General features: G+C 38.1%; 22 protein-coding genes and 1 other RNA gene. 11 read left to right on the top strand and 12 right to left on the bottom strand.

The window, feature by feature from the left end; all coding sequences use genetic code 11:
* Nucleotides 1-408: 408 nt before the first annotated feature.
* Nucleotides 409-2,019 carry a Na/Pi cotransporter family protein gene (locus H131_RS02250; RefSeq protein WP_010857423.1) on the bottom strand — a complete coding sequence of 537 codons (1,611 nt, stop codon included), beginning with the start codon at nucleotides 2,017-2,019 and terminating at the stop codon, nucleotides 409-411.
* 193 nt (nucleotides 2,020-2,212) lie between these two features.
* Between H131_RS02250 and H131_RS02245 the strand changes: the two genes are divergently transcribed.
* Nucleotides 2,213-2,794: an NUMOD4 domain-containing protein gene (locus H131_RS02245; protein ID WP_010857422.1), complete on the top strand. Its 582-nt coding sequence runs from the start codon at nucleotides 2,213-2,215 to the stop codon at nucleotides 2,792-2,794.
* 847 nt (nucleotides 2,795-3,641) lie between these two features.
* Here H131_RS02245 and H131_RS02240 read toward each other — a convergent pair.
* A complete protein-coding gene (locus H131_RS02240) occupies nucleotides 3,642-4,136 on the bottom strand; it encodes a GNAT family N-acetyltransferase (RefSeq protein ID WP_010857421.1) in 495 nt (164 codons plus the stop codon).
* 473 nt (nucleotides 4,137-4,609) lie between these two features.
* Here H131_RS02240 and H131_RS02235 point away from each other — a divergent pair, with 473 nt between their 5' ends.
* From H131_RS02235 to H131_RS22960, 3 genes are read left to right on the top strand one after another with little or no spacing between them, the layout of a single operon-like run.
* Entirely contained in the window at nucleotides 4,610-5,131 is a 522-nt protein-coding gene (locus tag H131_RS02235) for a hypothetical protein (protein WP_010857420.1), read from the top strand.
* Nucleotides 5,128-5,847: a hypothetical protein gene (locus tag H131_RS02230; RefSeq protein ID WP_010857419.1), complete on the top strand. Its 720-nt coding sequence runs from the start codon at nucleotides 5,128-5,130 to the stop codon at nucleotides 5,845-5,847. The genes H131_RS02235 and H131_RS02230 overlap by 4 nt, the downstream gene beginning before the upstream one ends.
* Nucleotides 5,844-6,893 (top strand): hypothetical protein, encoded by a 1,050-nt coding sequence (locus tag H131_RS22960; protein ID WP_010857418.1) that lies wholly within the window; start codon nucleotides 5,844-5,846, stop codon nucleotides 6,891-6,893. The genes H131_RS02230 and H131_RS22960 overlap by 4 nt, the downstream gene beginning before the upstream one ends.
* Before the next feature lie 641 nt (nucleotides 6,894-7,534).
* On the opposite strand, the gene ssrA is transcribed toward H131_RS22960, so the two are convergent.
* The 6 genes from ssrA to secG all read right to left on the bottom strand — a co-directional run bounded on the left by ssrA (nucleotide 7,535) and on the right by secG (nucleotide 13,626).
* Nucleotides 7,535-7,890: a transfer-messenger RNA gene (gene ssrA / locus H131_RS23385) on the bottom strand.
* A gap of 273 nt (nucleotides 7,891-8,163) precedes the next feature.
* Nucleotides 8,164-8,892 (bottom strand): hypothetical protein, encoded by a 729-nt coding sequence (locus H131_RS02220; protein ID WP_010857417.1) that lies wholly within the window; start codon nucleotides 8,890-8,892, stop codon nucleotides 8,164-8,166.
* A 328-nt stretch (nucleotides 8,893-9,220) separates the two neighbouring features.
* The gene (smpB, locus tag H131_RS02215; RefSeq protein WP_010857416.1) at nucleotides 9,221-9,688 is read right to left on the bottom strand and encodes an SsrA-binding protein SmpB; all 468 of its coding nucleotides are present in this window, start codon (nucleotides 9,686-9,688) and stop codon (nucleotides 9,221-9,223) included.
* Nucleotides 9,689-9,894: 206 nt separating this feature from the next.
* On the bottom strand, nucleotides 9,895-12,366 hold the full coding sequence (gene rnr / locus H131_RS02210; RefSeq protein WP_010857415.1) for a ribonuclease R: 2,472 nt from the start codon (nucleotides 12,364-12,366) through the stop codon (nucleotides 9,895-9,897).
* Between the two features lie 40 nt (nucleotides 12,367-12,406).
* Nucleotides 12,407-13,153 carry an alpha/beta hydrolase gene (locus tag H131_RS02205; protein ID WP_010857414.1) on the bottom strand — a complete coding sequence of 249 codons (747 nt, stop codon included), beginning with the start codon at nucleotides 13,151-13,153 and terminating at the stop codon, nucleotides 12,407-12,409.
* Between the two features lie 245 nt (nucleotides 13,154-13,398).
* A complete protein-coding gene (gene secG, locus H131_RS02200) occupies nucleotides 13,399-13,626 on the bottom strand; it encodes a preprotein translocase subunit SecG (protein ID WP_010857413.1) in 228 nt (75 codons plus the stop codon).
* A 190-nt stretch (nucleotides 13,627-13,816) separates the two neighbouring features.
* Between secG and H131_RS02195 the strand changes: the two genes are divergently transcribed.
* From H131_RS02195 to dltD, 7 genes are all read left to right on the top strand, one after another.
* Nucleotides 13,817-15,064, top strand: a complete 1,248-nt coding sequence (locus H131_RS02195) for a transglutaminase domain-containing protein (RefSeq protein WP_010857412.1) — start codon at nucleotides 13,817-13,819, stop codon at nucleotides 15,062-15,064.
* A gap of 115 nt (nucleotides 15,065-15,179) precedes the next feature.
* Nucleotides 15,180-16,835, top strand: coding sequence for an alkaline phosphatase (locus H131_RS02190; protein ID WP_010857411.1), 1,656 nt, complete (start codon nucleotides 15,180-15,182; stop codon nucleotides 16,833-16,835).
* A gap of 455 nt (nucleotides 16,836-17,290) precedes the next feature.
* Nucleotides 17,291-17,428 carry a teichoic acid D-Ala incorporation-associated protein DltX gene (locus H131_RS02185; RefSeq protein WP_036129727.1) on the top strand — a complete coding sequence of 46 codons (138 nt, stop codon included), beginning with the start codon at nucleotides 17,291-17,293 and terminating at the stop codon, nucleotides 17,426-17,428.
* Nucleotides 17,429-17,445: 17 nt separating this feature from the next.
* A complete protein-coding gene (dltA, locus tag H131_RS02180; RefSeq protein WP_010857410.1) occupies nucleotides 17,446-18,918 on the top strand; it encodes a D-alanine--poly(phosphoribitol) ligase subunit DltA in 1,473 nt (490 codons plus the stop codon).
* Nucleotides 18,915-20,078, top strand: a complete 1,164-nt coding sequence (dltB, locus tag H131_RS02175; protein WP_010857409.1) for a D-alanyl-lipoteichoic acid biosynthesis protein DltB — start codon at nucleotides 18,915-18,917, stop codon at nucleotides 20,076-20,078. Before dltA ends, dltB begins: the two co-directional genes overlap by 4 nt.
* Before the next feature lie 22 nt (nucleotides 20,079-20,100).
* Complete coding sequence (gene dltC, locus H131_RS02170; protein WP_010857408.1) at nucleotides 20,101-20,334, top strand: D-alanine--poly(phosphoribitol) ligase subunit 2; 234 nt, start codon at nucleotides 20,101-20,103, stop codon at nucleotides 20,332-20,334.
* Nucleotides 20,331-21,506: a D-alanyl-lipoteichoic acid biosynthesis protein DltD gene (gene dltD, locus H131_RS02165; RefSeq protein WP_010857407.1), complete on the top strand. Its 1,176-nt coding sequence runs from the start codon at nucleotides 20,331-20,333 to the stop codon at nucleotides 21,504-21,506. Before dltC ends, dltD begins: the two co-directional genes overlap by 4 nt.
* 301 nt (nucleotides 21,507-21,807) lie before the next feature.
* Here the strand turns inward: dltD and eno are convergent, their stop codons facing one another.
* From eno to H131_RS02145, 4 genes are all read right to left on the bottom strand, one after another.
* Nucleotides 21,808-23,100, bottom strand: a complete 1,293-nt coding sequence (gene eno, locus H131_RS02160) for a phosphopyruvate hydratase (protein ID WP_010857406.1) — start codon at nucleotides 23,098-23,100, stop codon at nucleotides 21,808-21,810.
* Nucleotides 23,101-23,102: 2 nt separating this feature from the next.
* Nucleotides 23,103-24,644, bottom strand: coding sequence for a 2,3-bisphosphoglycerate-independent phosphoglycerate mutase (gene gpmI, locus H131_RS02155; RefSeq protein ID WP_010857405.1), 1,542 nt, complete (start codon nucleotides 24,642-24,644; stop codon nucleotides 23,103-23,105).
* Nucleotides 24,637-25,398, bottom strand: a complete 762-nt coding sequence (gene tpiA / locus H131_RS02150; RefSeq protein WP_010857404.1) for a triose-phosphate isomerase — start codon at nucleotides 25,396-25,398, stop codon at nucleotides 24,637-24,639. Before tpiA ends, gpmI begins: the two co-directional genes overlap by 8 nt.
* A 78-nt stretch (nucleotides 25,399-25,476) precedes the next feature.
* Nucleotides 25,477-26,661: a phosphoglycerate kinase gene (locus H131_RS02145; RefSeq protein ID WP_010857403.1), complete on the bottom strand. Its 1,185-nt coding sequence runs from the start codon at nucleotides 26,659-26,661 to the stop codon at nucleotides 25,477-25,479.
* Between the last annotated feature and the right edge of the window lie 297 nt (nucleotides 26,662-26,958).

Here is a 26,958-nt window from a genome sequence, read left to right as displayed (position 1 = left end):
GTGTTCCTATGAAAATAGTTAAAGTTTCTATAACAGACTCTCTACCGAAGCGGTTAGAGCTGGGACCCGAGCGATGGGGCGCATTTCCTGAGCGGTTAGAGCTGGGACCCGAGCGGTAGGGCGCATTTCCTGAGCGGTTAGAGCTGGGACCCGAGCGATGGGGCGCATTTCCTGAGCGGTTAGAGCTGGGACCCGAGCGGTAAAGCTCTCTACCTGAGCGGTCACTGTGGCTACCCGAGCGATAGTGCTTCCTACCTGAGCGGTCACTGTGGTTACCCGAGCGGTAACAGCTACCCACCTGAGCAGTCCAACTACCACCCGAGAGGTGACCATTCAATTGGAAGGATAGTAAATGACGTCTATCTGAAGAATACCCGTCCTCTAACCAAAAGAGAGTCGGGCATCCTATTAATCTGTTAAAGCATAATTTTTCGTTGCTTCCCCATGGCGGCTTTTTTTCGTCGCAGTTTGATATTCTGCTAAACGCGCAGTTGTACGCCAGTAGTGATAGACAAGGCGATCGATCCACAGTAATGCTTCTACTTTCGACACCGCGGTTTCTAACTCTACCATGTTGCCAACAGAGTTCTCAAAATAAGCATTGCGTTTATCTCGTCGTTCAGCTGCCATTTCAGCCGATGTTTCCTGTAAAAGCATCGAAATCTCTGGGAGGCGGCTATCCTCATCTATAATGATCAGCACTTCCTCCAGCACTGTCAGCCATTTTTTCGTTAATCTTGGTTGTAATTGAAGTGTATTGGGATGTTGTTCACGAAGTGCCTTTGCCAAACGATACAAATGATCCAATGCATGTAACAGTGAAATATGCTTATAACGGTCTTTCTTAGATGTTGATTGTATGGCATCCATGAACAAACGCGTTTTTTCAATTGCCTCATCAATTTGATTTAACTTAATTTCAGCTTCTGTTGTTATCTTTTGCGTTTGAATGAGCGTCACAATAACTGTTGTTAATTCCCTTGTTATATCCTGGAGTGTATTAAATGAAACTTCCACAGCGACTCCTGGCACCTTTGCTACGCTATCATCAAGATTGCGCGTTAAATAGCTGCCCTTTTCAGGAATTATTTTCTCAATTAATCGTGCAAATGGCCGTGCAAATGGCACAAATATAATTGCACCTACAACACTGAACAGTGTATGGAATACTGCAATACCTAGTGTTGCATCGAAGCTATTATTAATGGTTATTGTCACAAATTCAGTTAGTTTAAACATGAGCGTGGCACCGAGTGTTACAATGATTGCTGTTGCAACGTTAAATAGCACATGCGTCATCGCTGTTCGCTTGGCAGCGGTTGAAGCACCAATTGCTGCAAATAGTGCGGTTGCGGTCGTACCAATATTTTGACCTATGACTAAATATGCCGCTTGTTCAAAGTCAATAGCCCCTGCATATAACGCCGTCAATGTAGCAGCAATTGCTGCACTTGATGCCTGCATAATGACTGTCATGATAAGCCCCAACACGATTAAAATGACTTTACCTCCAATTGTATCCGCCTGAAACGAATCAAATGGAATCATATCCTGTACAGAGGCCATTCCGCCTTGAAGTACATCAATGCCTAAAAATAATAAGCCAAAGCCTGTAAAAAGGCCCCCTGCTGCTTTAACATCACGAGGTGCTAATAATTGCACAAATACACCAAATGCAATGAAAGGCAGTGACATGGTTTGCATATTAATCTTGAAGCCAATTAACGAAATAATCCATCCCGTACTTGTACTCCCAATATTTGCACCTATAATGACCCCAATGGATTGTACAAATGTTAAGAGTCCCGCACTGACAAAGCCGATTGTAATCAACGTTGTCGCAGTAGAGGATTGCACTATCATCGTCATCAATGTGCCTGATAGTACCGAACTAATTGTGCCTCCGGTAAAACGGTTCAACCATTTTTTCAAAGCATCCCCTGCTAGCTCTTTTAAACCGTTAGTAAGCATCGTCATACCGAGTAAGAATAAACCGATGCCCCCTAATACATTAATCAAACTACAAACACTCCTTTTGTAATATTTTACAAATGTCATGAAAAATTAATAAATATTTACAAAAACAAATAATACTTAATATTACCATCTTTATATTTTATAGGATAGCTATGTTTGTTGCCCTTTTATGAAAAAAACAATTGACCTTAATTTATGGTAAAATAGAGAAAATATTTTTTTAGGAGATTTAATGATGATTTTAACAAAGCAAGAAGCATTACAAGCACTCAATAAAAATCAATTTATCGGTTTTACTATTTCAACAGGCAATATAATTATAAAGAAGGTCAATAAAACCGACTATAATATTTTTGTTTATGAAGAAGGTAATGAAAAACCAATGCATTATGTAGGCGCAATCATGAACGTGATGGCCACGATGAGCGACAAAGCTTCAAACAAGGATTTTATAATTGTAGAGGATCTACCTACGCAAAATACCGCTGAAGAAGCTTCTGAAGTAGAAACGGATGAAAAAACAGCAGAGCTTCGTGAAGACAAACGAGTAGTGTCTGGCTTTGAAGGTTTATATGAAATTACTGCGAGCGGTCGTATCATTACAGTTCGTGAAAATCGCCCGTTAGCTAGATGTAATGATGAGTATGGTTTTCATATCGTCCGTTTAACAAAAGACGGTGTAGCATCTAATCATAATGTATTTGAGTTATGGAAACAGGCATACCCTGAGTTAGAACAAACCAATTTCAAAGGTGCATTAAAAGCAAAATATGGCACTGGTTGCAAACTTTCTGACAAGCCAGGCGTTCACTTCTAAACATAAAAAATCCTCATGCCCAAGTAAAAGGCCAGACTGTCTACAACCTCAAAAGATTGAGGTTGTAGACAGTCTGGCCTTTTAAAAATAGAAGTACCTATATGAAACGATTGATTTCCGCTACGGCGGACGCTTTCTTGTCGTATAATGGACATAGGGGTATCTCTCCAGTCTGTTAATGTGTGTGTCGTAACTCTCATTATACAGGATTTGGGGAGGTACCCTATTTTTTTGTCGTTTTAAACTTAGAGCCCAAAGGGCTCAGAGATATGAAATTGATTCATCTACATTTAAATTTTAAACTAACCTGTTTCGTTAGTTTAAGTACATTAATTCACAATATAACCTAAATTTTAACATAATTACCCTAAATTTCCTTAACGATGTTATTCAACAAACGGGCCCTTAAATGAAGAAAGACGCATTCCTCCTTACTAAAGAAATGCGCCCGATTGTGGAAGTTCATTATTTAATTCTCGTTTTAGGATATATACTTTAACTGTTATTACTTTTCCCTTTAATAAAGAATCCAATTAGTGTCAAGATAAAACCAAAAGCTAATATAAATATCTCGTTACCATAAAATCTAATTCCTTCTTCATTTTGAATAAATAATGAGATTATCATTATTGAGATACCTAATAACATTAATTTCGTAGAACGCATTATCTTACTCCTTCTTATGTAGGTATTAATTGGTTGAACACAATGACCCCTATTTTAACATAATTCCCTCAAATTTTTTAAATTCGTTATTCCACAATCTGGCCTTTTCCATGAAGAAAGACGCTTTCCTTATTCAGAAAAGCGCCCGATTGCGGAAAATTAAAGATAAAACAGCATCAGATTATTGGCCAGTAAAAAACATTTGGATTGGCCCTTCCCAATCCGCCTTTTGAATTTCTTTATAATTACCCTTAGTATACTCAGAAATGATTTTCCTCCAGAATTTTTGTGCTGGAACGTTCACTTCCATTTCCGCGATTCTCCATTTTCCAGGAAAAGAATCAAATAAATAAAATGCAGCTTGCCTGCCAACACCATCTTTTCGGTATTTTTTCATAACGAAAAACTCAGCCATCTCAAAATAAGGTTCATAGTTCTCGCCCTCTTGGGTTATTTTACAAACCAAGGCGAATCCAGCATAATTTCCATTCACCTTAATCAAAAAAGGAAAACGTTCTGGTTCTGTCCAATAATGATCAAAATACTCGTATCCGTATAATCCCTGTTCATTTACATCCAAGGGATCAAACTCACTAAAATCATATGTATATAATTCAAGTAAGTGTCTTAATACATTTTTTTGTTCTACTGGTGCTTGTATAATTTGTACATCCATTCATCTCATCCCCCATACAAAATAAACTACTTTTTTTACAATCTGGTCCGTTTGCGGAACAGCTTAAAACAATACACTCCTAAGTATAGCATTTCATTGAGATTCTATTTATATGTTACTGCCATTCAGAAAAATGTTATTCAACAATATGGCCCGATTGTTGAACAACTTTCTCTTGAAATTATAATAGCTTAATTAATAATCATGGATAATTTCACTTTATGGAAGATTAAATATTGTACAGTATTTACAAATTTGCCTTATAATGAAAGTATGCAAATTGAGTTTTTTGCTGTTTGGCTTTTCGTATATTCATTGTATTTATTCTATATGTTGTGATTTTATATGATTTTTCATGAAAAGGAGTAGGCAAAAAGCTAAACTACTTTTTGTTGACAAAAGTGACATTACTAAATTTAGCGTACAAATAGGCTTATTTCTGATACATTTTTTGATTGGGGGTGGGGAATACCATGAATTTCTATAAAATCTTATTTCAAGCAAGCAAGAAAACAACCCCTTTGCATAAGCAATTATCTTTGAATGACACCGCTCTAGTTGGTAAAAATGGATATTCATTTGGGATTCAGTACTCACCTGAATCCTATAATACTTGGTTAATGGACGAAAAGATATTTGAAATATTTGTACATAGCTCGGTAAAACAACTTATAATGACTAATTATAAATTCTTAAATCTCATAAATAGGCAAAATGAATTTAATTTAAACATAGTTGATTGTAAATTGGGAAATAATATTGATATTGATTCCTTTTTGCAAGGAGAAAAAATTGATCCTGAAACATTAAATATTATAATTGACAATCACAAGTTTCAAATTTTACAGGTATACTTCAGATCAAAAGATAAGCACATGATCACTCTAAAATCAAATGGTGTACTAGGAGTAGATAGTGAATTGTCTGAAGGCGAGATTAATGATATTAAGAAATTAATAGACTTTCTTGGTTTTGGTCCGGCGGTGCTTGTATGAAAATTGCAGTTCAATTATTAAAAACATTTGTAATTACATTAATTGTTGCATTCACAGCAACTAGCAATCAAAATCTAATTTACAATATTTTAGATAAGCTAGGATATGAGAATGATGTACTGAAAAAAACTGTACTTAGTGCTGTAATAACATTATTAATTGGGTTACTCTCTATTTTAATATCATATTTATGGTCAGCAATTACTTCGATAATTAAAAAGATGGATGTTACCCTTATTACGATAATTAATGGGAGAAAAAAAGAAACCATCAAATTTACTCCTTCTAATTATGAATACGACTCCCAGGACGTTGAAATAGAAATTACTCTTCAACCTAAGGGTCAGCTATCAAACTTATTAATAAAAAAATTAGGAGTTACACTGGATGTTTATTTTAACCCTGAGTTAATAGATGTTTCCTATTCAGATAGGTGGGATTGTGAAGCGAATCAGGTTTTTAATATTTATGAAAGAAAGATCTCCGTAGATTTGCTGGGGAAAATAGATATTAAAGGGAGAACGTTTAGTGGGAAATCCCATAAATTAAACGAGCGGTTTAAAGTTAAGCCAATACGAGTTAAGAGTGCAGAAACTTATTTGGACTATGTAATTGTATCTACTAAGTTTGGGAAACTTGGAAAAACTCTTTCTGGTTATCTATTATCAGTTAAATATGAACCATTGAAAGTAAACTGTGAGGGGGATGTAGATTGACAAGCTCTAAAATAACCTGTAAATTGTTCAAACTGACAGGGATAAACAGTTTGGACGATGTAAAAATAAATATTTTAAATAGAAGTTTTGCTGAGCCTCTAATGGTTTCAAAACGTGACGGTAAACTAATTAGTAGTTTGCCAGAAGATGAGAAAAACTTTTATTATACTTGGGGAGATATATCTGAACCTAATGAACTCAAATCACAGACGATAGGTGAAAATCAAGAAGAGAAGGAATTATGTGTAGAGTACTTTAGTGCTACTGCAAATATTGAATATCCAAAAAGAAGAAAAAAAGACTCAAATGGGAATATTCTCCCGAAAACGCAAAGAGTAAATTACACTCAAGTAGTAACCTACTTCATGTCGTTTAATAACTCTGTTCACTTAATTATTTGCTCATCAAATGATGCTCACCAAGTGAGGGTAAGACAACTAGTCGGGACAAGTTTCATAGCTAATGCTGATAAAGAATATGAGATACCTTCAGATTTATTTAACTGGCTCTTTTTTCAGTTTATTGAAAACAATGGTTCCCTGGGTGAGGGTCTTAATTTGATGAATATTGGCGGGTTTATCGGGAACACGGCAGATGAGCATAACGTCTTTAAGGGAATTTCTGATCAAACATCGGAACTGATTATAACTAAAGCTTTTATAAGTAACGGTGAAATATTGAGGACAATTACCGCTAGACTTCGAAACGAAGATATAGACATTGTTTTCGCAATTGATTATGAGTCTAATACACAGATTTATGTAAGTCAATCACAAAAATTGAAACTTCTTGATGCTGAGGATAATGATATTTTCTTTATTATCTATTTATACAGTCACTTAATACCTAAGCTAAAATCTTTATATGATAAAGCTTCTGAGCGATTTCTTTCAACAGAAAAAAACCAGTTCTCAGAGAAGATAGGTTTAGAGGTTATAAAGTCTATAATAAGTAAAAATTCACTGAGCTTAGACGATGTCTCAATAATATTTAATAGTCCCTCCGATTTTCGAGATACTGACCAAAAGCTCTCCGTAAATTTATAGAGTAGTCGGGTTATTATGTTACGTCATCACTATGATTAGCATTTATATATTTTTTTAGAATGACAAATCACTTGATTTCCCAGCATGAAACCTAGTAATCTATATTTACTTCTAGATTAGGACTTCAAGGAAATAAGAGCAATTTTTAAAAAATTTTATTCATATCGATTTAAACAACTTTATTTCTAATGAATATGCTATGGGGCATGAGAAGAGCAAATCTCTCGGATTTATGCACAATTAAGCGGGAGACTTAGAAAAGAGTTTTAACAAAAGTACTTTTAATTAAGGACAACGTCTATACGACGCTGTCCTTTTTACTAATGCATCCGTTAAAGAAGACCTCTTTTTTTATAAAAGGCAAATGTCATAAAGAACTACCAAGAATAGAGAAGCTTGTACAGAAATGGATATTGAGCAATACTATTATGGATTTGAAAAAATAAAATAATGTTTAGTCTTTTAAGATAAAAGGAACCATAAAGTTTCCAAACGGAAATTTTATGGTTCCTTTCACACACTAATATCACATGCATGAATTTTTTAAGTATAACCTTGCCTAAAATAAAATTAAGTATATCCTTGCCAAAACGGCAAAAATATACTTAAAATTACACTCATTGAAATCATTTGATTCCGTATTATGGAGACGGCGGGAGTCGAACCCGCGTCCAAAGACTCCAATACTTCAGCTTCTACGCGTGTAGTTTGCCTATTCGCATTTCACGTAGCATTATGCCGACAAACAGGCGTCCTGTACGCTAACCTGGAAATCTCTTGCCGGTGACTCAGGTGGTACCACCGACCGTATCCCACTAAAGTTGGGCCCTACGTTATGCACATGGGCGATGCATAGGCAGAGCGCTTAAGAGCTTACGCTGCGAAAGCTAAGTTTTGTTGTTTGCCAGTTATTATATAACTTCCGTTGATGACGGAGCCGAGACCTCCGACGCGCGACTAAAGCTTGAACCATCCCTGTCGAATCCGTAACGTCCCCTTGATATGGCTTACAATACACATCGTATGTCTTCGTCCATTCACTCACTCGCATCCTCATGTACTGATGTATGCTGTGGTACTTGCTCGTTCATTTCCTTGACTAGTCGTGTCTTGTAACCTTTATAGCTTTCCAAAAAGAAAAGCATTCAAGTAGGCTAGAATTTCTTCTAGTACGGTGGGAGCCAAAAGTACGCTTCCATTAAATCTGGCAATCAGTAATTCATATTATAGAACAAAAAGAGCGACACTTCAAGTGCGCCGCCTTGGATGATTATTTCACTACCTTAAATTTCAGCTTTCTCAATTGTAAAAATAGCTTTCCTATCATGGAGTCTGTGAGATAGCCAAAATAGACATCCACTTCTTGCCCGCCAAAGCCCAGCTTAAATTCTTTGATTTCTTCTTTGTTTGTCAATGCACCGAAATCATAGCGAGCAAAGCCTCTGTTTCGGAACATCATGATATTTTCCCACAGTAAGTAACGATTGGCAAAACGTATTTGCTGCTTTAAATCGGGTCGATCTTTTATCCAGGCAGCCGTACCCGTGTATAGATTCAATGCCATATCGCCATCTACAATGTAAATACGATAGCATAGTGCATCACCTTCATTATTTTGCAACTTTGTATAGACCAATGCACCTTTTTCACGGAGAAGTTTTAAGGTTTGCATATGAAATTTACGCACGCGGTTTGTATCCTTCATTTTTGCAAATGCATTGTAAAATTGCTGAAATTCCTGTAGCTCTAAATCTGTTGGCTGTTCTTTAACAATGATTTGATAAGGCTCCTTTTTTGCACGCCGAAGCATGTAGCGATTCATTTTCGATAAATCAGCTAATAACACGTCCTCCTCTTGCTGCAAGATTATTTGCAATGTCGTATGGCCTTCAAGTTTTTGCTCAGGTCGCTTCGTTTGTGTATAGCAAACTAGTTTTTTATTTTCTTTTATATCGTCACATTGTTCCGCAAAGTAAATATGCTCCATTTCCACAAACATTAATTTCCGCTTAATCGTAAGTATCGTTTCTCCTCCTTAAATCGCTAGCTGCCAGTTCGTTCTTTATTATATTTTCTAACCCTATATTTAGAACTTAAAGTCGGCTATTTCCAAGTTGTGACCGTCAGTTTGAGTTCGCTATCCGTCAGTTACGGCTTTCTATCCATCAATTGTAGCTCTCTATCCGTTAGTTCAACCGTTCTATCCGTCACTTTGGCCACTCTATCCGTCAGTTCAACCTCTCTATCCACCACTCCACACTCCCTCCGCCAATCACATCCCACAAACAAAAAAAGCTCACCACATCGTATGGTGAGCTGTGATTCTCTTAAACTTGATTGTTTGCCTTGAAAACACGTTCCATTTCGCGTTTTGCTTCTTTTTTGCGCATGTCGTTACGCTTGTCGTAGTCTTTTTTCCCTTTACCAACGCCAATTAGGAGCTTGGCATAGCCGTCCTTCAGGTACATTTTCAATGGGACAATTGTGTAGCCGTCCCGCTTTACTGCACCGACTAGCTCACCGATTTGCTTTTTATGCAAGAGTAATTTGCGAGAGCGCAGTGGGTCGTGGTTGAAACGGTTCCCTTGGTCAAACGGGCTGACATGCATGTTGCTAATCCATGCTTCGCCACTACTGATTCTTACGTAGGAATCCTTTAATTGGACTTTGCCGGCACGAATTGATTTAATTTCTGTCCCCGTAAGTACCATGCCTGCTTCAATCGTCTCTTCAATGAAGTAGTCATGCCCTGCCTTTTTGTTTTGTGCTAATACTTTTCCAGCACCTTTTGCCATACGATTCACCCTCTATTCAAAGGTGGAGCAGGATGATACCTGCCCACACAGGATTATAATCACATAAACGAAAGTGCCATAAAGCGCACTTTCGCCTTCTGAATTTTATCTAGCTTCCAGCACCCACCCACGGTGTACATATGCATATAAAGTACAAGTATACTCCAGCACTGCCGAGGTAAATGGATGCTTTTCGCCTTTTGTTATCATCGTTTTGATTTTTTCTTTTTACCTTTTTTAGCAACGCCCTCGTAGAACTTTTGCTTTTGTTTTACGCCTTTTTTAGGACCTGGGCTTGAGCCATCTTTGCGACGACCACGTGGATCGCGATCACTTTCACGTCGCTCTCCAGGTTTCGATGAGTCGCTGCGTTTAGATGAATCGCCGCGTTTGTTTGAGTCTCCACGTTTCGAAGAATCACCTCGCACTGATTTAGTATCATCATCGCGACGTCCTTTGCGGCCATCCTTGTTGTCGTTATAATTTTTACGTGCATGGATAACGGTCGGTGTTGTTTTACGAGTACGTCCATACGACGTTACCATCCCGACGATTTCGAAGTCAATAGATGATTCCTCAATGATAACATTCGCTACACGTACTGTTACTTCATCCCCAATGCGGAATTGACGGTTTGTACGTTCACCGATCATAATCATTTGACGATCATCGAAACGGTAATAATCATCGGTCATATTGCTGATGTGTACGAGTCCTTCAATGGTGTTTGGTAGCTCAATGAACATCCCAAAGTTCGTAATGGAAGAGACAATGCCCTCAAACTCTTCACCAATTTTATCGGACATATATTGTGCTTTCTTCAGTGCATCTGTATCACGTTCTGCATCAACAGCACGACGTTCACGCTCCGAAGTATGGTCAGCAATTTCATCCATTGCCATGCCCCACTGTGCAACCGTCTCTCTTGATGTATCCTTGTTAATTAAATACGTACGGATTAAACGATGTACCACTAAGTCCGGATAACGACGAATCGGTGAAGTGAAATGCGTATAGAAATCCGTTGATAGACCAAAGTGGCCTATGCTTTCAGGATAATATTTCGCCTGTTGCATCGAACGTAGGAGCATTGTTGAAATAACAGGCTCTTCTGGCATACCTTCAATTGCCGTTAAGACATCTTGTAATGCCTTAGGATGCACGGTATTTCCTGTACCTTTAATTAAAATACCGAAGTTCGTGACAAATTCAAAGAAACGTTGTAGTTTTTCTGGCTTTGGATCTTCGTGAATACGGTATAGGAACGGGACATTCATCCAGTGGAAATGTTCGGCAACTGTTTCGTTGGCTGCCAGCATGAAATCTTCTATTAATTTCTCTGCCACAGTACGTTCACGCAACTCGATATCGACTGGCCAACCATCCTCATCGACAATTACCTTAGACTCCTTAAAGTCAAAGTCAATTGCGCCGCGCATTTCACGTTTATGGCGTAATATCTTAGAAAGTTCGGCCATGTTTTTAAACATTGGAACAAGTGGTTCATAACGAGCAATAAGTGCTTCATCTTGCTCCTCTAATATCTTATAGACGTCTGTGTATGTCATGCGTTCCGTTGTTTTAATTACACTTTGGAAAATTTCATGTGAAATTACATTACCATTCGCATCAATAATCATTTCACAGGACAGCGTTAAACGATCTACGTGTGGGTTTAATGAACAAATACCATTCGATAGTCGATGTGGAATCATCGGAATAACGCGGTCAGTTAAATATACACTTGTCGCACGATCATATGCTTCGATATCTAGCACAGAACCTTGTGTTACATAATAGCTAACATCTGCAATATGTACGCCAAGTTTGTAAGTACCGTCCACATTTTTCGTTACTGTTACAGCATCATCTAAGTCTTTTGCATCTGCTCCATCAATTGTGACAATCGTTTCATGACGTAAATCACGACGTCCCATTAAATCAGCTTGTGAAATTTCATCAGGCACTCTTTGTGCAGCCGTAACTACTTCGTCTGGGAATTCTGGTGGAATGTCATGTTTATATAAAATAGACAGGATGTCCACACCTGGATCATTTTTGTGTCCTAAAATTTTTGTAATATAGCCTGTTGCTGATTTTAAGTCTTCTGGCCATGTGGCTATTTCCACAACAACCTTATGTCCATCAACAGCTCCTAATGTATCGCCCTTGGCAATGAAGATATCCATTGGCAGTTTTTTGTCGTCTAAAACGACGAAGCCAAAACCTCGGTTTGCTTGGAATGTGCCAACAAATTTCGTTTGTCCACGTTCAACTACCTTCGTAATTGTTCCTTCACGGCGATCACCGAATGATTCCTTTAACACACGAATAAGTACCGTATCCCCATTTATCGCACCATTTACTTCGTGCGGTGGAATGAACACATCATCCATTCCTTCAATATCAGGTGCAACAAAGCCAAAGCCCTTTGCATGTCCGATAAATTTACCACGCATTAAATTCATACGTTCTGGTAAGCCATAGCGATTTGAACGTGAGCGGACTACTAAACCTTGTCCCTCCATACGCACGAGTGTTTTGACTAGTTCTTTAAATTCTTCAGCATCCTCAAAGCCAAATTCGTCCTCGATTTCACCAACTGTTAATGGCTTATATTCTTCTTCACCGAAAAAATCGACTAAACGACTTTGTAGTGAATCTTTATGTTCTGTCATACATATTCCCTCCTTCTTGTGAAAATCCTAACTCTACATATTAGTCTGCCCAATTTAAGCTTTCTAAAAAACGATAAATATCATCATGTAATTGCTCTTTTTCCTGATCTAATGTAATAACATGCTTTGAGTTTTCATACCACTTGATGTGTTTTTCAAGTGACTCAGTTTGATTATATATAATGTTGGCAGATTCTGTGTCAATTACCTCATCATTTGTAGCTTGAACGACAAAAATTGGCGCATAAATCATATCGATGTCTTTACGTGTCTGCGAGATAAAATTACGTAAGTCTTGCAAAGAAGGCATTCCTTTCTCTGCAATTAAAGAAACTTCAGCATCAATCTGTGCTTCATTTTTTCCTTCGTATTTTTTATAGTCTTTGGCATATTTTAATACACCTTCGAACATGATATCGGTTGTCCGCATTGTCATAGGCGCACACATCGTAATGATGCCCTTAACAGGATTATTCAGGGCAACATTTAAGGCCATTACACCGCCTAGTGAAAGTCCCGCTACGGCAATTTCTCGGTAACCCGCTTCCTGTAATTGTTGGTAGGCCGCTACAACATCCTGCCACCAGTCCGCTGGGCCAGTTGTGATTAGTTCTTCAGGTTCCACACCGTGACCTTTATAATGAGGTGCTAATGTAGTATACCCTTTCTTCTCTAAAAATCGTCCAAGCATACGCACATCTGCAGAGCTCCCCGTAAACCCATGCAGTAATAATACTGCACGCGGTCCTGCTTGAAAGAAAAATGGCTGAGATAGTGATTTGTTCATTGCGTGCTCTCCTTCATCCTAATACATATTATATCTATTATAGCCAGATCAATTACACATTTGCGTAATTGCGTCCGGAGGCTTTGATCAACATGGTGTTTAGCCACTCAGTCGATGTATAAACACTCACTGACAATGAAGGACAATCACAGTCATCTTGTCAGCTATTAAGGTAGAATCTTCTTTAGTATGTAGATAAAAGAAAACGCCCAACCATGCGTGGTTAGGCGATACATCTTCAACTATTAGATTTTTGTAATAGCGATTGCTAAAATAAAAAATAATACTGCTAACACAATTGTTGCACGGTGAAGAATTAAATCCATACCACGTGCTTTTTGTTTGCCAAATAGTTGTTCAGCTCCACCCGAGATGGCACCTGACAAGCCTGCACTTTTACTTGATTGAAGTAATACAACAACAACCAATGCTAATGATACGACAACTAATGATACTAATACTACTGTATGCATCTACTGCACCTCCCGAACTTTGAAACATCACAACACACTACATTATAACAAAAAAAGGGTACGATGACAATCTAAGAACACAAAATCACAATATTTGTCTATCTTTAGTAGATTTCCTATAAAATAGACATTACGGCGCTAACCTTCTAGAATAAAATGGATTAAAATGAAAAAAACAGGAGGGTTATGTATGAAGAACAAAATATCGCTACTACTGTTCAGTTGTCTTGTAAGCTTACTTGTTGCTTGTGCACACGATGTCGATACACTTCAAGAGAAAGTAGAAGTTGAGGATTCACTAGACACTGCGGAAGATGGCGAAGAGCTAAAGCAACCTGAAAGTAAGGCCTTATCCACTAATCTATCAACCAATGATCTTTTTTCTACTACATTGTTTGACGAAGATCCTGCACTGTTGCAATTCATAAAAAAAATAGAACAGCATATTGCAAATTTTGATAAAGACTTTGAAGTAACGTATAGAGGGAAACTAAAGAGCGATGCTTTTGAGCAGCAGCTTAATGATATTACGAGTTTACTTTCTTATGTGAATCCCTATACTGCTGGTTATTTCCTTGACTATCAATGGACATATTGGGAAGAGGATAAAGGATTTTCTGTTGAATTTAAGATAACCTATTTAACAGATGTAGAAAAAGAAGCACATATCGATGCGTATGTTAAAAACTTTGTGAATACATATATTTCAGCTGATATGAACGATTTTGAACGAGCGAAGGCGGTCAATGATTACGTCGTTTTGCTAGCCACTTATACAGAAGAAGGCGTTACAGAAGGACAGACAGTTTATGAGCTTATTCAAGATGGCACTGGCGTTTGTCAAGCTTACGCATTATTAGCATATCGTTTATTTTTAGCTGCTGGTCTTGAAGCAGACTACGTATATGGCTATAGCGACGACGAATTGCATGCCTGGAATTTAGTGAATGTCGATGATGATTGGTACCATGTTGATACAACTTGGAATGACATCGACGCTAATGAACCGTATGCAATTTCCTACGAATATTTTTTATTAAATGATGAAAAACTAAGCACAGATCATCTTTGGCAAACGGAAAACTATCATGCTGCAACAAGCGATGGCTATGCTTTTATGCATAATATGTGGTATGCAGATACAGAAAATAAAGCGATTTATTATAACGACATTCAGGACGGCAAGGTTTATAAGTATGATTTAACAACCAATAGTAATAAGCAAATTACAGATACATCGTGCTACTATTTAGCTGTCCATCATGATGCTATCTATTGTAGTGATTATGATAACGCAGGCTATTTAACAAAAATTCTTACGAGTAATGGACAGGAGGAAGTTTTGCTTGAGCAGGAAGTGCTTAATCTCTACACAGAAAATGATGTACTTTACTATGAAACAATTGACGGTGAGGTTAGTAAAAAAATACTTCCATAATAAACAGATATATTAACTTTAACAAAATTACCATAATCTATTAACAAATCTATCATTTTCTCTTTACATTACTCCTTTACAATTAGTAACGAATTCACCTATAAGGAGGAAAATCATGAAATACTCAAAAAAATGGAGTTCATTGTTTTTAGCAAGCGCTATTACCTTATCGTCGCTTAGCATCACACTACCAGAAGTACAAGCCGCAGAAGTGAAAAAACCAACGAATGTTATTATGCTCGTAATGGATGGTAGCAGTAATAATGCCATCACTCTTTCCCGTTGGTATAAAGGTGAAGCCTTGGCAATGGACGAAATTTTAACGGGTGCTATGCGTACGTACTCCGCTGAATCAGCTATCACAGACTCGGCTCCTGCAGCAACGGCGTTAGCAACTGGACATAAATCCAATGATAAATACGTGGGTGTTTTACCATCTGTCATCAACTCTCCGGGGCTAGAGCAGATTGCGAAAGAAGATGGCTTTAAACCTGTAGCCAATGTTTTAGAAGGAGCGAAACAACAGGGTAAAGCAACTGGATTGATTTCCACTTCAGAGATTCAACATGCAACACCAGCAGGTTTTTCTGCTCATGTTAAAAATAGAAGTCAATACGGCGACATAGCTGAGCAACAGGTTTATCAAAACATTGATGTTGTATTAGGCGGCGGTTTAGAATCGCTCTCACCAGGTACAACGAAGAATGCACGCAAAGATGGCGAAAATTTAGTGAACGTCTTACAAGAGAAGAATTACGCGCTTGTTAAAACACGAGACGAGCTACTAAATAGTCAATCAGCTAAAATTTGGGGCAGCTTTGCACCAAGTGCACTTGCCTATGATTTAGACCGTGAGAAAACGAGAGCCTCTGAGCCAACTCTTGCTGAAATGACAAACAAAGCAATTGATACGCTAAAAAAAGACGAGGACGGATTCTTCCTATTTGTGGAAGGTAGTAAGGTAGACTGGGCAGCACATGCCAACGATACAATCGGCATGATTAGTGATATTTTATCGTTCGATGATGCTGTCAAAGAAGCCATTGACTTCGCTAAAGAAGATAGTAACACGATGGTCATCGCCGTAACAGACCACGGTAATAGCGGTATTACGATGGGAAATGCCAATACAACAAGTACGTATTCAAGCATACCTGTCTCTGCCTATATCGACCCATTGAAAAAAGCAACAATGACAGTTGAAGGTGCGCTCAGTCAATTAAAAGAAGACAAATCAAATCTGGTAGAAGTAGCTGCATTATACGGTTTAGACAATTTAACAGAGGACGAGCTTTCAACGTTAAAATCGGCTAAAGATTTAGGCAGTGAGATGGTAAAAATGCTGGCGAACCGTGCAAACATCGGCTTTACAACTGGTGGTCATACTGGTGAGGATGTATTCTTATACTCATTCGGTCCATCAAAAGTGACTGGTCTTGTAGAAAATACTGATTTAGCCCATGCAATGGCTCAGTTTATGGACTTTGATTTAGCAAAGCTTACGGACAATTTATACAAACCGGCAACGAAAGAATTAACAGCAAAAGGCTTCACAACAAAAATTGACCTGGCTGATACAGAGAACCCAAAATTTATTGCTAAAAAAGGCGATATGACAGTAACTATTCCCGTTAACAAGAATATAGTGATTTATGATCAAGTTTCAACGAATGGTGAAGCAACTTCAAAAACGCAAACTTTTGATACAATTAATGTCTACAATGGCTCAGAATTCTACGTATCAGAAAAAGTATTAAATACGATAAAGTGAAACTACAATCAGTGAACTACTGATTGTTAGTTGAACCAATCGGGCTTTTACGGTCAGTTGTTCGGACCATGATGAGCGGCTTACTGACCGTTAAAGCGGGGTCAAATAAACTTGCATGCGATGTTATCAGTTTTCTCAACTGAGGACATCGCATTCTTTCTTCCTTCAAGTCATTGTCCTTCGTATAGTTTTCGTATAAAATAAGACACACTATTTTTCTGAAATATTCCCTCATTCTCCTTCATATCTATCTACTTCCAAAGAATCTTAATTTAATCTTAAATTAATCTTACTATTTTATGAATTCTCTATTAATTTGCAACATTTTTCTACACATACCGTCAAAACAGTGTTAAAAATAAATATACAAAAATAACTTGAAAAAACATGACGAAATCTAGTATATTTACACAAGTTGTTATTTTTTACATTTTTTCAAAATCGGAGGTGGATAAATGCAATCCATCAAAAATAATGAGTATTGTCGTTTTATAGGTTATACGCTGTTTTATTTCATCGTTTTGGTACTGCTGTTTCTGATTCATGGTTTCCATGATATGAACGCTGGGCCTTTTATATATACGGAATTTTAGAAAAAGGAGATTTTATTATGTTAAGTGTATTAGCCGCTATTCAAAATGTGGCCCTACAAAACCCGAATCATCCTGCTTATCGTACCAGTAATGAATCATTAACGTATGGTGAACTTTGGGATTACTCGGATTGTTTAGCACATCATTTAATGGCTCTAGAATTAAAAAACCAACAGCCTATTATTGTTTACGGGCATATGTCCCCTTTACAAATTGTTGCTTTTTTAGGCGCCGTTAAATCAGGGCATCCTTATGTACCCGTCGATTCCTCCACACCAATGGAGCGCCTTCAGGTCATTATCGAAGCATCTGAAGCTTGCCTGCTACTCACTACGGAGGAATTAAGTACGCCCCTATCAATTCCTGTAATAGCAGTAAGGGATGCTGTAACACGAACAACAACTACTTCAACTCAGCCTGCCACTTGGGTAAAGAATCATGACATTCATTACATCATTTACACGTCAGGCTCTACAGGTAAGCCTAAAGGTGTTCAAATTACAGCAGATAATTTAGCACATTTTGTCGTTTGGATGAATAATCACTTCCCTATTCAGCAATCAGGTGTATTTCTAAATCAAGCTCCCTATTCCTTTGATTTATCTGTGATGGATTTGTATCCTGCACTAGTAGGAGGTCACACGCTTTACGCCATTACCCACGAACAAATAGCTAATCCAAAATCATTATTCGATGATTTAGCGGACTCAGGGATAGGTGTTTGGACTTCCACTCCTTCTTTTGCCAAAATGTGTTTAATGAATAAGGATTGGCATCAGGGATTAATGCCACAATTAAATACATTCCTGTTCTGTGGAGAGGTTTTACCAAAAAAAGTCGTCAAAGAATTAATGTTACGTTTTCCACAAGCATCTATCTTCAATTTATATGGACCGACTGAAACAACGGTTGCAGTTTCATATGTGGAGGTAACAAAAGAACTTCTACAACGATTTGAACAGTTACCAATTGCTCCTATGTCTGAGCCTAATTTATCCTTACACGACAATGGCGAAATCATCATATCTGGGCCAACTGTAAGTGCAGGCTATCTTGGAGCACCCGACTTAACGGCAAAAGCGTTCCCTTCAGTAGAGGGCGCACGGATTTATAAAACAGGTGATATTGGCTATGAAAAGGATGGCTACCTATTCTTTGCTGGGCGTAAGGATTTTCAGGTGAAATTGCATGGCTACCGATTAGAAATTGAAGAGATAGAAAAACAGATTGGCGATCTATCTCCTGTAAATGGATGTGTAGTTGTACCTGTTTTAAAAGGGGATGACATTGTTTCGCTAAGTGCTTATGTTGTTCTCCGTGAACAGCTTTTAGAATCGGCTTTCAAGATGACAAAGCAGCTTAAATCATTATTATCAGAACGATTACCTTCCTATATGATTCCAAAAAAATTCATATACATTGATTCCTTACCCTTAAATACCAATGGTAAAGTTGATCGTAAAGGATTGGCGGTTATGGAGAAAGTATGACGCCTTATGGAAATATAATTTTCTTTATCATAATTAGTATTTTGTTAATGCCTACCATTCTATTAGGGCTAAGAGGGAAATCAGCCAAACGCTATAATATTTTCATTTCCATACTCATTTTAGCCATTATTTTTGGCCATTCTATAAATGGAACTGTTTCGCTCGTACTCTTCACCTTATTTCAGTTAATACTTATTATTACGTACCAAAAGTATCGGTTGCAAAAAAACAGCGGTATTGTATTTGTCATAGCCGTATTACTTTCTATTTTCCCACTGGTACTTGTAAAGGTGCTACCAATACTCGGCCTTCATCATTTGTTTGGCTTTCTTGGTGTTTCCTACATTACCTTTAAATCCGTACAAATGATTTTAGAAACGCGTGATGGCCTGATAAAAGACAAAATTTCTGTGGTGGAACTTACTTACTTCTTATTGTTCTTCCCAACAGTATCATCTGGTCCAATTGATCGCTGGCGACGCTTTTACAAAGACATGCAAACAGTACCTTCTGCTAATGATTATCAAAAGCTACTGTTAAGCGGCATTAATTATATATTTGTAGGTTTTCTATATAAATTTATCTTAGCTTACCTCATTTATAATTATACGCTTATCTATTTACCCAACCATACGTATAATTATTTGACACCTTTTCAAGGGCATATAGCGTATATGTATATGTATAGTTTTTATTTGTTTTTCGATTTTGCAGGTTACAGTGCATTTGCTGTTGGTGTCAGTCGCATTATGGGCATTCAAACACCTATTAACTTTAACCGACCATTTACAAGTCGTAATATTAAAGATTTCTGGAATCGCTGGCATATGAGTCTTTCTTTCTGGTTTAGGGACTATGTATATATGCGGTTTGTACTGTGGATGACGAAAAAAAAATGGATTAAAAACAAGTACGCAATTTCATATATCGGCTTCTTTTTGCTGTTCTTTTTAATGGGTATTTGGCATGGACTCGAATGGCACTATGTCGTGTACGGACTATATCATGCCATGCTAATCATTAGCTTCGATAAATTTGAACGCTGGAACAAAAAACATAAGCGCTGGCCAAAAAATAAATGGACGCATGCTTTAGGCATATTTATCACTTTTAATGCGGTTTGTTTTGGTTTCTATATTTTTTCAGGTCAATTATTTTAAACACTAAAGGAGAATTACTAAAATGGAAAAACAACAAATACTCGAAATGCTCGTAGACTTATGTGAGGATGATGTAGTTTTAGAAAACCCTGACATGGATTTATTTGAAGAAGGACTTCTTGATTCTTTTGGCACAATCAATCTATTAGTAGAAATTGAAAATCGCTTTGATATCTCTGTACCTATCACAGATTTTAATCGTGAGGAATGGAACACGCCAAATCGTATTGCTGCGAAATTAGCTGAAAGACAATGATAAAAAAGGGTTTCTTATCACTTTTAGTAGCATTTGTTCTATTTGCTGCCTTTGTATTCTTTCCTAATTCTTGGATAAAGGCGTGGATTTCAGATGCACATGTAGAGCAGGCAAAGACCAGTATGGCCCCTCTGATGTTTCAAGGCATGTATTTACAGGAACGCATGTTACAAGAGTCTAATTCGATGCCATTATATGGGTCTTCAGAGTTGAATCGTTTCGATCCCTTTCACCCTTATAATTACGTACGTGCGACGGATGCTCCCTATTCTACATTTATGATTGGCCGTGGCGGTATGCAGTCCATTACGCACTTTTTAAATTTTGCTGCCCAAGAGGGAAATTTAAAAGATAAAAAGATTGTCTTTATCATTTCGCCACAATGGTTTACAGCAAAAGGGATGGAAGAGCTTCATTTTTCACCTAACTATTCCATGCTACATGCCTATGATTTAGCTTTTAACAAAGAGATTGATCCAAAGCTTCGAAATGATGCCATGGAGCGTCTGCTACAGTTCGATACGGTAAAGCGGGACCATTTGTTAAGAGCTATGTATCAATTTAAAATGTCTGACGGTAAGGAAAGGCCGATTGTAGGACGTCTTGCAATGATGGCAGGCCGTGTGCAAAAGGCTTTACTGGAGAAAAAGGATTTATACTACTCTCTTTTTCCTAGTACTTCTCATAATTTAAAAAGTAATGACAAGCTTATTACGAATCAAACATTTGAACAGCAACTACAGCATGCGGAAGCATATGGTCAAAAACGTGTATCCAATGAATTAATGATCGAAAATAAGTTTTACAAACGACTGGAAAATTCCAATCTTAAAAAGTTAGAGGGCTTCCGAAAACATGTGGACTATACAGAGTCACCAGAATACCAGGACTTTCAGCTAGTCATCGATGTGCTGAAAGATGCCGGTGCTAAGCCTCTATTTGTGTCTATTCCAGTCAATGGTCGCTGGTACGACTACGCAGAATATCCACAAGATCGTCGTCAGGAATACTATAAAAAAATGGAGCAAGTGTTAACAGCTGCTGATGTTCCTTATGTCGATTTCTCTGACCACGAGTACGATCCATATTTCATTATGGATACCATTCATATTGCGTGGAAAGGCTGGGTATATCTAAATCAGGAACTAGACAAATATTGGGAACAGCCTTAAACAAAAGCAGGGTCAGTCCTAAGTGATGCTATTTATCACTTAGAACTGACCCTTTTGTGTACAATATTTCAATGAATATGTCCCTTATTCTCTAACGCAATACTTCCTATACGTTACTGACCATTCTTCAGCATGTGCTGCAATAGTCTGGTTTTTCAACTGCAATTTTTGAATAATAGTTTGCTTATGCCAATAAAAAAATTGCCTCAAAAGCATTGCTATACTTTTGAGACAACTTATTTTAGTGAACTGCTCGGCATACAAAATGTACCAAGCAATTAAACATCACATATAGTTAATATTATTTTAAATTATAGAAAGAATTTAACCCTAAATACTCTGCTGTTTCACCAAGTTGATCTTCAATGCGAAGAAGTTGGTTGTATTTCGCCACACGGTCTGTACGAGATGGAGCACCTGTTTTAATTTGACCAGCGTTTGTTGCCACTGCAATATCAGCAATTGTAGCATCTTCAGATTCACCTGAACGGTGAGAGATAACAGCTGTATAGCCAGCACGTTTTGCCATTTCAATTGCTTCAAATGTTTCTGTTAATGTACCGATTTGGTTTACCTTAATTAGGATGGCATTCCCTACACTTTGCTCAATACCAGCAGCTAATTTTTTCGTATTCGTTACGAATAGGTCATCACCTACTAATTGTACGCGAGAGCCAATACGATCTGTTAATAACTTATGACCAGCCCAGTCATTTTCGTCTAAGCCGTCTTCGATAGAGATAATTGGATACTTAGCAGTTAACTCATCGTACCAATCAACCATTTCCTCAGAAGTTTTCACAACGCCTTCACCATCTAAGTGGTATTTGCCATCTTCTTTGTTGAATAACTCAGATGAAGCAACATCCATTGCAAGTTTCACTTCTTCACCTGCTTTATAGCCAGCTTTTTCGATTGCTTCAAGAATTACTGTAATTGCTTCCTCGTTTGAACCAAGGTTTGGTGCAAAACCGCCTTCATCACCGACAGCTGTATTGTAGCCTTTGTCTTTTAATACGGCTTTTAAGTTATGGAAAATTTCAGCTCCCATGCGTAGTGCATGACGGAAACTTTCAGCGCCTACAGGCATTACCATGAATTCTTGAATATCTACGTTGTTGTCAGCGTGAGCGCCTCCATTTATGATGTTCATCATAGGGACTGGTAATTGTTTTGAGTTGAAACCGCCAAGATATTGATAAAGAGGTACATCTAAATAATCTGCCGCAGCATGTGCCACTGCCATTGATACGCCTAAAATTGCATTAGCGCCTAGCTTTCCTTTGTTTTCTGTGCCGTCAAGCTCGATTAAAGCTTTGTCGATCACAACTTGGTCAAGAACTGAGAAGTTACCTTCTAATTCTTCTGCAATTATTGTATTTACATTTTCAACTGCTTTTAATACACCTTTGCCTAGGTAACGTGATTTGTCACCGTCGCGTAATTCTACCGCTTCGTATTCACCTGTAGATGCACCAGATGGCACGATTGCACGGCCAAAAGCGCCTGATTCCGTAAATACTTCTACTTCTACTGTTGGGTTCCCACGTGAGTCTAAAACTTCGCGCGCATAAATCTGTGTAATAAATGGCATAATTAATTCTCCTCTTTTTCAATTAATGATTTACCTGTCATTTCAATAGGTTGTGACACCTCTAATAATTCTAACATGGTAGGCGCCAAATCGGCTAAAATACCACCATTTCTTAACATTAAATTTGATTTTGTCACAATCACTGGAACAGGATTTGTTGTATGAGCTGTCATTGGCTGTCCTTCTAAAGTCATAACTTCATCAGAATTACCATGGTCAGCTGTAATAATAGCTGCGCCACCTTTTGCAAGAAGGGCATCTACTACTTTACCTAAACATTCATCTACTACTTCGATTGCTTTAATCGTTGGTTCTAACATCCCACTATGCCCAACCATATCTGGGTTAGCAAAATTCAATAAAATACCGTCGAATTTATCTGCAGCAATCTCTGCAAGTAATGCTTCTGTTACTTCATAAGCACTCATTTCTGGTTTTAAATCGTATGTCGCTACTTTTGGAGAGGCAATTAAAATACGCTCTTCACCAGCGAATTTGTCTTCACGTCCTCCGCTCATAAAGAACGTAACATGGGGATACTTTTCTGTTTCTGCAATACGAAGCTGTGTTTTGCCATTAGAAGCTAATACTTCACCAATCGTATTTTTTAAATTGTCATTGGCATAGGCAACTTGTGCGTTCACTTCATCACTATAATGAGTGAAAGATACGAATTTTAAATTTCTAGGATGTTTTGCCGATAAGGCGAAGCCATCGAAATCATTATTCGTAAACACTTTAGACAGTTGAATCGCTCGGTCAGGACGGAAGTTGAAGAAAATAACAGCGTCATTATCACCAATTGTCGCCACCGCTTCTCCATGCTGTTGAACACTAAAAGGTATAACAAATTCATCGGTTACCTCGCGTTCATATGATTCAGTTACGCCACCTTTAGCACTCTCAGCTGATTGGCCGACTCCATCAACTAATACATTGTAAGTGAGTGCTACACGGTCCCATCGTTTGTCGCGATCCATGGCATAATAACGTCCATGAATGGAGGCAATTTGCCCAATGCCGATTGCAGCCATTTGTTTTTCAGTTTCTTCGATATAGGCCATGGCTGTTGTTGGACCAACATCACGACCATCTAAGAAACCATGAACAAAAACGTCATCTAAACCTTGCTCTTTCGCCAATTTCAATAAGGCAAATAGATGCTCATAATGGCTGTGCACCCCACCATCTGATAGTAAGCCCATGAGATGTAGCTTCGAGTTGTGTGCTTTTGCGTGTGCCGCCGCATCTAAAAAAGCTTGGTTCGTAAAGAAATCACCATCACGAATTGACTTGTTTAGACGTGTTAAACTTTGGTACACAATACGGCCAGCACCGATATTTAAGTGTCCTACTTCAGAATTCCCCATTTGTCCGTCTGGTAACCCTACTGCTTCACCAGCCGCAGTTAATGTTGCATGAGGAAATTGATTCCAATAACGATCAAAATTTGGTTTTTTGGCTTGGGCTACTGCATTGCCAAATGTTTCATCACGGAATGCAAAGCCATCTAAAATAATTAATGCTACTGGCTTTTTAGGCATTTGCTGCCGCCTCCAATAATTTTAAATAGGAATCTGGTTGTAAGCTCGCGCCACCAACTAGTGCACCATCGATATGTTCTTTTGATAATAATTCTTTAATATTGTCTGGTTTCACGCTACCGCCGTATTGAATGCGCACAGCCTCTGCTGTTTCAACATCATAAAGTCCTTTCATAACTGCACGAATTGCTCCACATACTTGGTTGGCATCGTCCGCTGTTGCTGTTTTACCTGTGCCAATCGCCCAAATAGGTTCATAGGCGATGACCATATGCTCTACTTCTTGTGCAGAAAAACCGGCAAGGGCTGCAGTAATTTGACCAGCTACCTTGCGTTCAGTAATACCTGCTTCACGTTCCTCAAGCGTTTCACCACAACATATAATTGGTACAATATTGTGCGCAAGAGCTGCTGCGACTTTCTTATTTATCGCTTCATCTGTTTCATTATAAAATTCACGTCGTTCAGAATGTCCTAAAATCACATAGTCTACTTCAACACTCGCAAGTTGTGCTGGGCTAATTTCCCCGGTAAATGCACCCTCGTTTTCATAATGCATCGTTTGTGCACCGATGGCTAGCTCTGAGTCGCTAGCTACTTGTACAAGTGTTGGCAAGAATAGCGCCGGTGCGCAAATAACAGCATCTACTTTGTCATTTGAAGGGAGTTTGTCCTGTACGGCATCGACAAACTGAATCGCCTCATCAAATGTCTTATACATTTTCCAGTTTCCTGCAATAATTGGTTTACGCATCGTAGGTGTCCCCTATCTTTTATTTATCCCGAACTAACGGGTATTTTAGTTTATTTGAAATCCCCACCGATTAACATGTCACTTATCATTTAACGCGACAATACCAGGAAGCTCTTTACCTTCCATTAATTCTAGTGAAGCACCCCCACCTGTCGAAATGTGATCCATTTTGTTTGCTACTTCAAATTTTTCCACAGCCGCAGCAGAATCACCGCCACCGATCACTGTATAGCCATTTGTTGTTGCCATGGCATGTGCGACAGTTTTTGTGCCATCAGCAAACTTTTCCATTTCAAAGACGCCCATTGGTCCATTCCAGATGATTAATTTAGAATTGTTAATAACCTCAGCGTAGTTTGCAGCTGTTTTTGGTCCAATATCTAGACCCATCCAATCTGATGGAATCGCATTTACATCTACGATCATCGTGTCAGCATCATTTGAAAATTCGTTTGCTACAACTGCATCAATCGGCATATGTAATTGCACGCCTTTTGCTTTCGCTTTTTCAATGAAAGATTTTGCTAACTCAATTTTATCTTCTTCTAATAAGGAATTACCAACATCGTACCCCTGTGCTTTAATAAAAGTAAATGATAGTCCTCCACCGATAATTAAGTGATCTACCTTTTCTAATAAGCTTTCGATCACACCAATTTTATCTTTTACTTTGGCCCCACCAATAATTGCTGTAAATGGACGTTCTGGATTAGATAAGGCTTTACCAAGAACATCTAGTTCCTTTTGCATTAAGAAGCCGGATACAGCAGGTATATGCTTCGCAATTCCTTCTGTTGAAGCGTGTGCGCGGTGTGCTGCTCCAAATGCATCATTGACATAAATATCTGCTACTGTTGCAAATTGTGCTGCAAGTGCAGTATCATTTTTCTCTTCACCAGCATGGAAGCGCACGTTTTCAAGTAGTACGATATCGCCGTCTTGCATGTTGGCAACAGTTGCTTCTACTGCTTCGCCAATTGACTCATCCAATTTTGTCACCGGCTTGCCTATCAACTCAGCTAAGCGAATCCCCACTGCTGTTAAACGCATATCTTCCTTTACTTCACCTTTTGGACGACCTAAATGGGATGCTAAAATTACTTTAGCCCCCTGCTCTACTAAGTACTCAATTGTTGGAATAGCAGCACGAATACGTGTTTCGTCTGTAATAGCACCATCGGCCATTGGAACATTAAAATCAACTCGTACAAAAACGCGCTTCCCTTTTACATCGATATCTTTCATTGTCTTTTTATTTAACATGAAGAAACCCCCTTCAAAGTTTTTTGGCTCGTGTCTGTCATGTGCCTCACCCATCTTGGTCTACACACATTCTACTGATACCTTTATTTGTGATAATTAACTTTTACTAAATAGTAGCAAATGTCTCGTAATATGTCTTTTAAATGCTGCATTAATTTTTTATCTAAAAAAGGGAGTAAGGGTAAACGTCCCCTACTCCCATTACCCTTGTATATTATATCTTTTAGACATTATAAAGGCTATACTTTTTATGCGTAAAAAGCGGTATTATGTCACACTTTTTACTTCAAATTACGA

Origin of the sequence: Lysinibacillus sphaericus OT4b.31, assembly GCF_000392615.1 — a bacterium.
GTDB classification, from domain to species: Bacteria; Bacillota; Bacilli; order Bacillales_A; family Planococcaceae; genus Lysinibacillus; species Lysinibacillus sphaericus_B.
The sequence above is the reverse complement of the archived record's forward strand: the minus strand, read 5'-3'. Positions and strand labels throughout refer to the sequence as shown.